The organism is Pseudomonas alliivorans, assembly GCF_017826695.1.
In the GTDB taxonomy this organism is placed as follows: domain Bacteria; phylum Pseudomonadota; class Gammaproteobacteria; order Pseudomonadales; family Pseudomonadaceae; genus Aquipseudomonas; species Aquipseudomonas alliivorans.
The window spans coordinates 331,999-341,390 of the sequence record NZ_JAFFZW010000002.1 but is presented as its reverse complement, the minus strand read 5'-3'; the positions used below and the strand labels follow the sequence as shown (position 1 = coordinate 341,390).

Annotated in this window: 7 protein-coding genes; 4 read left to right on the top strand and 3 right to left on the bottom strand. The window is 59.3% G+C overall.

What is annotated here, in order from left to right:
• Nucleotides 1-339 precede the first annotated feature (339 nt).
• Nucleotides 340-1,107, top strand: a complete 768-nt coding sequence (locus JTJ32_RS06225) for a helix-turn-helix transcriptional regulator (RefSeq protein WP_099230627.1) — start codon at nt 340-342, stop codon at nt 1,105-1,107.
• A gap of 154 nt (nt 1,108-1,261) precedes the next feature.
• Here JTJ32_RS06225 and JTJ32_RS06220 read toward each other — a convergent pair whose 3' ends face one another.
• From JTJ32_RS06220 to rpiB, 3 genes are all read right to left on the bottom strand, one after another.
• Nucleotides 1,262-3,628 (bottom strand): membrane-bound PQQ-dependent dehydrogenase, glucose/quinate/shikimate family, encoded by a 2,367-nt coding sequence (locus tag JTJ32_RS06220; RefSeq protein WP_210041428.1) that lies wholly within the window; start codon nt 3,626-3,628, stop codon nt 1,262-1,264.
• Nucleotides 3,629-4,016: 388 nt separating this feature from the next.
• A complete protein-coding gene (locus JTJ32_RS06215) occupies nt 4,017-4,997 on the bottom strand; it encodes a sugar-binding transcriptional regulator (RefSeq protein WP_004885472.1) in 981 nt (326 codons plus the stop codon).
• 63 nt (nt 4,998-5,060) lie between these two features.
• Complete coding sequence (rpiB, locus tag JTJ32_RS06210) at nt 5,061-5,522, bottom strand: ribose 5-phosphate isomerase B (RefSeq protein ID WP_184322763.1); 462 nt, start codon at nt 5,520-5,522, stop codon at nt 5,061-5,063.
• Nucleotides 5,523-5,800: 278 nt separating this feature from the next.
• On the opposite strand from rpiB, the gene JTJ32_RS06205 reads away from it, so the two are divergent.
• From JTJ32_RS06205 to JTJ32_RS06195, 3 genes are read left to right on the top strand one after another with little or no spacing between them, the layout of a single operon-like run.
• On the top strand, nt 5,801-7,288 hold the full coding sequence (locus JTJ32_RS06205) for a sugar ABC transporter ATP-binding protein (protein ID WP_099230621.1): 1,488 nt from the start codon (nt 5,801-5,803) through the stop codon (nt 7,286-7,288).
• Nucleotides 7,285-8,262, top strand: coding sequence for an ABC transporter permease (locus tag JTJ32_RS06200; RefSeq protein ID WP_210041427.1), 978 nt, complete (start codon nt 7,285-7,287; stop codon nt 8,260-8,262). Before JTJ32_RS06205 ends, JTJ32_RS06200 begins: the two co-directional genes overlap by 4 nt.
• A 52-nt stretch (nt 8,263-8,314) precedes the next feature.
• The gene (locus tag JTJ32_RS06195; RefSeq protein WP_099230617.1) at nt 8,315-9,325 is read left to right on the top strand and encodes a substrate-binding domain-containing protein; all 1,011 of its coding nucleotides are present in this window, start codon (nt 8,315-8,317) and stop codon (nt 9,323-9,325) included.
• Nucleotides 9,326-9,392: the final 67 nt, after the last annotated feature.

Genomic DNA, 9,392 nt, shown 5'->3' with positions numbered 1-9,392 from the left:
GTCTCAAGGTCCTTCCTGGAAATTTAGTCGGGAATTGAAGCACTGGCCTGTTGACACTGTATGTCCCGCTTAACCCGGACGCTGGCTTATAGCCACCACCGAACCTCCCAACGTAGACGCCCCGGCCCCTGCGCGGCATGATGCTGTGTCCATCGATTCGTGACCTTGTCTGCCCCGTGTGCGAAATGGGGTGGCGAGCCTGTCCCTGTTTTCTGCTACAGACGTCGGATGGATCCTTCGGTTGAATACGCCGAATCATCCGCTGTATCTGCCGTCACCCTGTCGGAGGTCAATCGCAGGGCGGCGCTGATGCACGGACAGAGTCAAGGAGGCTAAAAGATGAAATCGACACGCTCGCCGAATGCCAGCCACGACCCGCGCTTCTATCAGGAACTGGGGCAGCTGGTTTCGAGCACTGGCAACGACTCATTTGCCGGGAAAATGCTGGAACTGGTCGACACGCTGGTCTCGGTTCAGGGGATTGTTCTGTGCGAGTGGGCACTTGATGCGGCTCAGTCAGGTGTGGAGCGCATTACCCGTCTGGGTGGTGCAGGCGTACAGCACGATATCTGCGCATCTGAAGCCCTCCAGCAATCTTTGCTGCAGAGCATCGTGCACATGGACGCCTCTCTGCTGGTCCAGACCCGAGTGCCTGTGGGCCAGAAATCGGCACGCCGTGACATTCAGGTCTGCAGCCTGGTGTCCAGCAGCGGCGAACTGCGACGCATCATTTGCTTCTATCGACTTGCCGGTTCCAAAGCCTTCTCGTTGAGCGAGCTGTCATTGCTCAAAAGCCTCTCAGACACGCTGTTGCCCCTGGTCGAGCACCACTCGCAACTGTTGGTGCAATCCGCTGCGGAAAAAATCGAATTCGAGCCAGGCTCGATCGATGAAGCGTTCAGCGGACGGCTGGCGCAGGACGCAATCACGCTGTCGGCGCGCGAGCAGGAAGTGTGCATCGGTCTGCTGACTGGCGGCTCGGTCGCAGAGATGGCGCGACGCCTGAACGTCAAGAACAGTTCGGTGGAAACCTACCTGAAACGCGCGACTGCAAAGCTCGGGGTCAGTGGTCGGCACAGTCTGGCGAGATGGATGGCCGGACCGTAAGTCCTGCGCTGTCTACTGTGTAGGAAAAAAGGGCCATGACGCGTCAGCGCATGGCCCTTTTTGATAATGACTGTTGAGAACGCTCCTGCGGAAGGCCTCACCCTGTTTTCGACGCAACGCTGTCGCGCGGCAAGTGCCCTCTCACATCCTCATGTCAGTTCAAACGAAACGCCATTACACTGTCGCCCAGCGTCGTGCCCAGGGAACCGTGTCCGCCTGCGGAAATGATCACGTACTGCTTGCCGTCGCTCCCGGTATAGGTTGAAGGCGTCGCCTGCCCGCCTGCTGGCAATTCGTACTGCCAGAGCACCTCGCCGGTGTTCACGTCGTAGGCGCGGATGAAATTGTCAGCCGTCGCCCCGTGGAAAATCAAACCACCTGCCGTCAACAATGGCCCCCCATGCGCCACCATGCCCATCGGGAAGCCGACGGGAAAACGATCTTCCATGAAGCTGGTCTTGAGATTTTTGGTGGTGCCGACCCGGCGTTTCCATTCGGTCTTGCCAGTATTCAGGTCCACGCCGACCATGCTGCCCCAAGGCGGCGCCGTGCAAGGGATTCCCAGACCTGACGCCAGTCGCGAGATACGGATCGCGTAATCGCCGTTGAAGTTTTCGTTCCAGTACGGCTTGCCATCTTTGGTGAACAGGCGTTTTTCCTGATCCTGCTCGGGACGCTTGATCAGGTTATAGATGTAGGCCAGGCGCACAGGCGTCGCTACAAGGATCTGCCGGTCGGGGTCGACCGCCACGGAGCCCCAATTGAATACGCCGATGTTTCCTGGATAAATCAGCGAACCGGACTCGGTGGCTGGCGTCCATGGGTTGCCATCGTAGCGCAGCGTGTTGAAGGTGGTGCGGCAGGCCATCTGATCAAACGGCGTGACGCCCCACATCGACCTCTCGGTCAGCGGCGGCGGAATGAAGTTGAGTCTTGAAACCGGCTGCGTCGGCGCAAAGCGTTCACCCGGCACGCCACCGCCTGTCTGCACCCTGGCCTGATCGACTGGCGTGATCGGCTCACCGGTCAGGCGATTGAGCACAAAGATGTTCCCCACCTTGGTCGGCAACAGCAGCGCGGGCTGTTTGCTGCCTTCCTTGCCCAGATCAAGCAACGAAGGTTGCGACGGGTTATCGCGATCCCACAGGTCATTGTGGGAGGTCTGGAATTTCCATTTGAACGCGCCGGTTTTCAGATCCAGCGCCACCAGTGCATCACGAAATTTTTCGGTATTGCTGTTCGGGTCGCGACGCGTGCCGGTTTCGTCAGGCGATGCGTTGCCGAACGGCACGTAAACCAGGCCGTTTTTCAGGTCGGCACTCAGCGTGGCCCACGCTACAGGGGTGTCCTGCGGATAGTTCTGCTCCGCCGAAACAGGCGCGGTGTTTTGCGGATTTTCGGGATCGAAATTCCAGACCAGATTGCCGGTGATGACGTTGTAGGCGCGAATCACACCGGACGGATTGCCTTGGTCATAACCATTGTCCATCACCGAGCCACCGAGCACGATGAGATCACCTGCCACCAGTGGCGCGGCGGTCTGCATCAAGGCGTGTGGACGGACGTTGCCCATGTTGTCGTGCAGATCGACTACACCATTGCTGCCAAAATCGCTGCAGAGCTTGCCGGTGTCGGCATCGAGCGCAACCAGCCTGGCGTCTGCCGTGGCCATGATGACGCGTTTTTCGCACTGCGCTGCCGGCGCATTCTGAGCCGTCGGCACCGCGTAGTAACTCACGCCACGGCAGGTCTGGTGCTGTTGCAAGTAAGAGCGGGTCTTCTCAGGGGTGTATTTCCAGTCCAGCTTCCCGCTTTCCGGATTCAGAGCGTGTACCTCGTTATGAGGTGTGCACACATACACGCGGTTGTTGACCTTCAATGGCGTCGCTTCGAAGGTGTATTCGCCCGCATCCTTGTCTGCGTCACGCAGATCACCGGTGTGGTATTCCCAGGCCACCGACAGCTTATCGATGGTCTGCGGATTGATCTGATCCAGACTCGAAAAACGCTGACCACTTTGAGTGCCGCCATAGGCCACCCACTCATTGCCTGCGACCTCGGTGGTGCGTGATGCGGCCGAGGAGCCGATCTGGCCTTTCACCGCATAGGGATCGTAGAACATGAGCGCAATCACGATTAGCGCCATGACGGCGACGGTGCTGCCCAGAAAAGGGTGGAACCCACGAGTGCTGCTGCCAGTCTGATTGCGCAGCAGCGGGCGTACCACCCAGGGCATTGCCAGCCAGAAACCGATCAGCGCGAACAGGTCGCCGCGTGGAATCCACTGCCATTTATCAAAGCCGACTTCGTAGATGATCCACAGAAGAATCCCCCACATCAGCAGCGCGTACAGCGTCAACGCCGATTTCTTCTTCAGGAACACCAGTACGGCCGTTGCCAGCACGCCCAGGGCAATCACCGAATAGGCCGCAGAGCCGCCAACTGCTACCAGTTGCGCCCCCATATAAAGCAGCGCAATGCTCAGTATCGCCATCACGATACCTGTCGCTCTTAAAATCATCGTCCTTGTCCTGTCTTGTTATGTGATGAAGCCGTGTGTGGCGCGCGTGTTTTTTTCAAGCGACTGCTGACGCCATCGCCGACAGGTCGATGCTTGTCAAACAACGCATGGCCTGCTGAAGAAACGCTGCTTTTCTGTGGGGAGCGGAGTGCTGGCGATAAAAGATGATGCGATGTTCCTGGCTTGCCGCGTCGACTGAATCGCCAGCAAGCCGCCTCCCTTCGTCCAGTGTTCACCGAGCGACAGCACTACATCGAAGACGTGATGGTGCCCTCCACAAGACCGCATTTATTCAGACGAACAGTTGTCTGACGACATACCTGTTTGGCACTGAAACGCAGTAAAGCGGTTTATGGACGTGTTGGCAAGGCGGCGACCCGCTCGGTCGTCATACTTTGCGCGTCGCGTCATCCAGCGCCAGGATCGTGTGCGCGTTGGTCACCGTTGTAGCGAGGGTGTTGATCACGCCGGAACGCAAGGCACCCAGCGTCGCTGCCGCCTTGGTATTTTCGCTGGCGATGGCCACCACATCCGGGATGCGAAAAAGCTCCTGCACCGTCAACCCGATCACCCTGCCCTGAATGGCGTTGACCGCGGGCTGACCGTGGATGTCGATGAAGTCGTAGCCCATCATGTCGCCCACTGTGCCGGACAACCGTGCCTGGGCGATTTCCTGAGGCGAGAACCAGCCCATGCGCACCATGTTGCTGTTCTCACTCATGTCCCCGATACCGATCAGAGCAATATCGGCACGTCGCGCCCGATCCAGCGTCGAGCGCACGGTGTCGTTATTGATCAGCACGCCGCGCAGTTCCGGGTTGGCGACCAGCGCCGGGGCGTACAGGCTTTCGCTTTCGCCACCAAAACGCAGCGCCAGACGGCGGCAGATGTGATCGGGGTTCATGTACTCGCCTGCCTTGAGAGAACCGCCAATGGCGCAGACAAAGGTGCAATTGCGAGTCACGGGCAGAAACACGTTGTCCGCCACTGCGCCTACATTGCGGCCCATACCGACGGCGACGATCATGCCGTCACTCAGCGTTTTGTTCAGGTAGTTGGCCACCAGGCTGGCCACCGCCGAGCGCTGGGTGTCGGGGTCGCTGTGATCGACCGCAATCAGCGCGCGATCCAGTTGAAAGCGCTCGACCAGCGCCTGCTCCAGTTCGTTGTTCATCGCAGGATGCTGCAGCACACGCACTTCAACGATACCTTCGTCGCGCGCGCGTTTGAGCAATCGACTGACCTTTGCACGGGACAGGTCAAAGCGTTTGGCGATGGCTTCCTGAGTGACGTTCTCAAGGTAATAAAGCATCGCGACCTCAGTCATCAGATCGATGTCACTGGCCATGCGCTGGTTACTGTCACTCATGTGGACGGGCTTCCGTTTCGACGTCAAAGGCGCATTCTCCCTACTCCCGGCCCTCTGCGTCCACTACTGATGCCCGTCGCGCTCGATGGCACTGATGCGGTCGACCTTGGCGCCCGAGCGCGCCGCTTCGAACTCCGACTCCAGGAACGACTTGACGATGCTTTTCGCCAGCTCCGCGCCGATCACTCGCGCACCGATGGACAGGATCTGCGCATCGTTGCTCTTGCGCGCCCGCTCTGCCGAGTAGGTGTCGTGGGCCTGAGCTGCACGAATGCCCAACACCTTGTTGGCCGAGATCGCCATGCCGATTCCCGTTCCGCACACCAGGATGCCCAGCCGCTGTTGCCCGGCACTGATGGCGGTGGCCACGGCAAGGGCAATGTCCGGATAGAGCACCGGAGCGGTTGAGTGGGTGCCGAAGTCGGTGACTGGATGCCCCAGCGTCTCGATATGCCGCTTCAACAACTCTTTGAGCTCATAACCTGCTTCATCGCATCCGATAGCCACCGGGAAAAGTGTGTTCATGGCGTTTGGCTCCACTGCCGGGGTCACATATCACTGACCAAATGTTCAATCGGTGAAATTCCGATCAGTTATTTCTCGGGCATTAACGGCGTAGTGTCAAGCAGGATATGGATCGAGATTCAAACGATCGCTTAAAAACCCATGCAACGCTGGTATCCTGCCTGATTTGAAATTTATCGAGGAAAGAGATTGACTGCACAGAATTTCATTTGATACACATATGCTCACTACGCCACACCAGTGCACCTAATAAGAATTCACAGCACGAGGACACGCCGATGGCCATGCCATTACTGCTCCAGGCTGAACATGTCGCCAAGGCCTATGCAGGCATCCCCGCCCTGCGTGACGGCCGATTGTCACTGCGCGCAGGCAGTGTTCATGCACTGTGCGGCGGCAACGGCGCTGGCAAATCGACCTTTCTCAGTATCCTGATGGGGATCACCCAGCGTGACGCGGGGACCATCCTGCTCAACGGCAATCCGGTGCAGTTCAATCGTCCAGGCGATGCACTGGCTGCGGGGATCGCGATGATCACTCAGGAACTTGAGCCCATCCCATACATGACCGTTGCCGAAAACATCTGGCTGGGCCGCGAGCCACGCCGTGCCGGCTGCATTGTCGATGCCCGAGAACTCAACAGGCGCACTCGCGAACTGCTGGAAAGCCTGGAATTCGAGGTCGAGGCCACCAGCCCCATGCATTGCCTCAGCGTGGCGCAGATTCAACTGGTGGAAATTGCCAAGGCCTTCAGTCACGACTGCGAAGTCATGATCATGGACGAGCCCACCTCGGCCATTGGCGAGCGCGAAGCACAGACGCTGTTCAAGGCCATTCGCCGCCTGACCGCGCGAGGTGCCGGTATCGTCTATGTGTCCCATCGACTCAGTGAACTGGCGCAGATCGCCGATGACTACACCGTCTTCCGTGATGGGGCTTTCGTCGAAACCGGGCGTATGGCGGACATTGATCGGGCGCATCTGGTGCGCAGCATCGTCGGTCAGGAACTGACGCGCATCGACCACAAGGTCGGTCGCGAATGCGCTGCCGAATGCTGCCTGAATGTTGATGGACTGAGTCGCAACGGTGAATTCCACGACATCAGCCTGCAGTTGCGTCAGGGCGAGATTCTTGGCATCTACGGCCTGATGGGCTCGGGACGCAGTGAGTTTCTCAACTGCATCTACGGGCTGACCACCCCGGACTCAGGCACCGTTACTCTTCAGGGCAAGCCCATGCCGGTCGGCCTGCCCAAGGCGACGATACGCGCCGGCATGTCGCTGGTCACCGAAGACCGCAAGGACAGTGGCCTGGTGCTGAGCAGCAGCATTCTCTCCAACATTGCCCTGTCGGCTTACAAGCGTCTGTCGACCTGGTCGCTGATCGACGCACGCAAGGAAACCCGTCTGGCCGAAGACATGGTCAGGCGCCTGCAGATCAAGACCACCTCACTGGACCTTCCCGTCTCCTCAATGAGTGGCGGCAATCAACAGAAAGTGGTGCTAGCGAAGTGCTTGTCCACCGAGCCCGTTTGCCTGCTGTGCGATGAGCCGACCCGGGGCATCGACGAAGGGGCCAAGCAGGAGATCTACCACCTGCTTGACCAGTTCGTGCGCGCTGGCGGTGCCGCCATCGTGGTGTCTTCAGAAGCGCCGGAACTGTTGCGCCTGAGTGACCGAATCGCCGTATTCAAGGCCGGAAAGCTGGTGACCATCAGCAGCGACACCGACCTTTCCCAGGAAGCCCTGCTGAGTCTTGCCTCATGAATGCCAAAACCGTGACCGCGCCCGTTACTGCCACACCCCGAAGCCGCCTGCGTCTGTCCCTGGACCGTTTCGGCCTGCCGCTGGTGTTCATCGTGCTGTGTATCGTGATGGCGTTTTCCAGCGAGTACTTCATGACCTGGCGCAACTGGATGGACATCCTGCGCCAGACCTCCATCAACGGCATTCTTGCAGTCGGCATGACGTACGTGATCCTGACCAAGGGCATCGACCTGTCGGTCGGCTCGATTCTGGCGTTTGCCGGACTGTGCAGTGCGCTGGTCGCGACTCAGGGCTACGGCCTGCTGGCGGCGGTCAGTGCCGGGATGTTTGCCGGGGCGATGCTGGGCGTGGTCAATGGTTTCATGGTCGCCAACCTGTCGATTCCTCCATTTGTCGCCACCCTCGGTATGCTCAGCATCGCCCGCGGCATGACCTTCATCCTCAACGACGGCAGCCCGGTGACCGACCTGCCCGAGACCTATCTGGCGCTGGGCACCGGGCGAGTCGGGCCGATTGGCGTGCCCATCATCATTTTCGCCGTGGTGGCGCTGATTTTCTGGATGGTGCTGCGTTACACCACTTATGGCCGTTACGTATATGCCGTGGGCGGCAACGAGAAAAGCGCCCGCACCTCAGGCATCGGCGTGCGCAAGGTGACGTTCTCGGTGTACGTGGTCTCCGGATTGCTGGCGGGGCTGGCCGGTGTCGTGCTGTCCGCCCGCACCACGTCCGCCCTGCCCCAGGCCGGCATGTCGTATGAACTGGACGCCATCGCAGCCGTGGTCATCGGCGGCACCAGCCTGTCGGGCGGCACCGGCAGTATCGTCGGCACCCTGTTCGGCGCGTTGTTGATCGGTGTGATCAACAACGGTCTGAACCTGCTCGGCGTGTCCTCTTATTACCAACAGGTCGCCAAGGGCCTGATCATCGTGTTCGCAGTACTGATCGACGTGTGGCGCAAGAAAAAACGCTAATCGCTTTTCCTCTGAATGAACGACTGACTACAACAATAACGGAGTTCTCATCATGAAATTCGGCACATCCCTGGCCGCTGTCGCGGCGCTCACCCTGCTCGCCAGTAGCATTTCCCTGGCTGCTGACGGCAAGACCTACAAGATCGGCGCAGCCGTTTACGGCCTCAAGGGCCAGTTCATGCAGAACTGGGTGCGAGAGCTGAAACAGCACCCGGCAGTCAAGGATGGCACCGTACAGATCACCGTGTTCGATGGTAACTATGACGCGCTGACTCAGAACAACCAGATCGAAACCATGATCACCCAGCACTACGATGCGATCATCTTCGTGCCTATCGACACCAAGGCCGGCGTCGGCACCGTGGCTCGCGCCATGGAGAATGATATTCCGGTCATCGCGTCCAACACCCGGGTGGCAGGAACCAAAGTGCCCTATGTCGGCAACGATGACGTCGAGGGTGGACGCCTGCAGGCTCAGGCCATGGTCGACAAGATCAAGGGCAAGGGTAACGTGGTGATCATCCAAGGGCCGATTGGCCAGTCTGCCCAGATCGATCGCGAGAAAGGCGAGATGGAAGTCCTGAAGAAACACCCGGACATCAAGATCATCGAAATGAAGACCGCCAACTGGTCACGCGCCGAAGCGCTGGCCCTGACCGAAGACTGGCTCAACGCCCATCCCAATGGCGGCATTTCCGGGATCATCGCGCAAAACGACGACATGGCGCTCGGCGCCTTGCAAGCCGTCAAATCCCGCGGGCTGACGCCTGCCGAGGTGCCCGTCACCTCCATCGACGGCATGCCGGATGCCATTCAGGCAGCCAAGAAAAACGAAGTCACCACCTTCCTGCAAGATGCCCAGGCCCAGTCCCAGGGCGCGCTGGACGTCGCACTGCGTGCCCTGTCCGGCAAGGATTACAAGCCGCAGTCAGTGATCTGGGAGCGTTACGCCAAAGACGTGAAATGGGGAGATGGCACTGACAAGAACTACATCCTGCCATGGGTGCCGGTGACCGACGCCAATGCCGATGCGCTGTATCAGCAGGTAAGCGGCGGGAAGTAGCTTCCCTGATGGCGGCCAAAACCTGAGTGCCTGACTGGATGCACAACCTGCGGGAGGCGGCTTGCCG

Coding starts and splice junctions, on each gene's coding strand:
- JTJ32_RS06200 (WP_210041427.1), top strand. CDS start 7,285: ATGAATGCCAAAACCGTGACCGCGCCCGTTACTGCCACACCCCGAAGC.
- JTJ32_RS06220 (WP_210041428.1), bottom strand. CDS start 3,628: ATGATTTTAAGAGCGACAGGTATCGTGATGGCGATACTGAGCATTGCG.
- JTJ32_RS06205 (WP_099230621.1), top strand. CDS start 5,801: ATGGCCATGCCATTACTGCTCCAGGCTGAACATGTCGCCAAGGCCTAT.
- JTJ32_RS06225 (WP_099230627.1), top strand. CDS start 340: ATGAAATCGACACGCTCGCCGAATGCCAGCCACGACCCGCGCTTCTAT.
- JTJ32_RS06195 (WP_099230617.1), top strand. CDS start 8,315: ATGAAATTCGGCACATCCCTGGCCGCTGTCGCGGCGCTCACCCTGCTC.
- rpiB (WP_184322763.1), bottom strand. CDS start 5,522: ATGAACACACTTTTCCCGGTGGCTATCGGATGCGATGAAGCAGGTTAT.
- JTJ32_RS06215 (WP_004885472.1), bottom strand. CDS start 4,997: ATGAGTGACAGTAACCAGCGCATGGCCAGTGACATCGATCTGATGACT.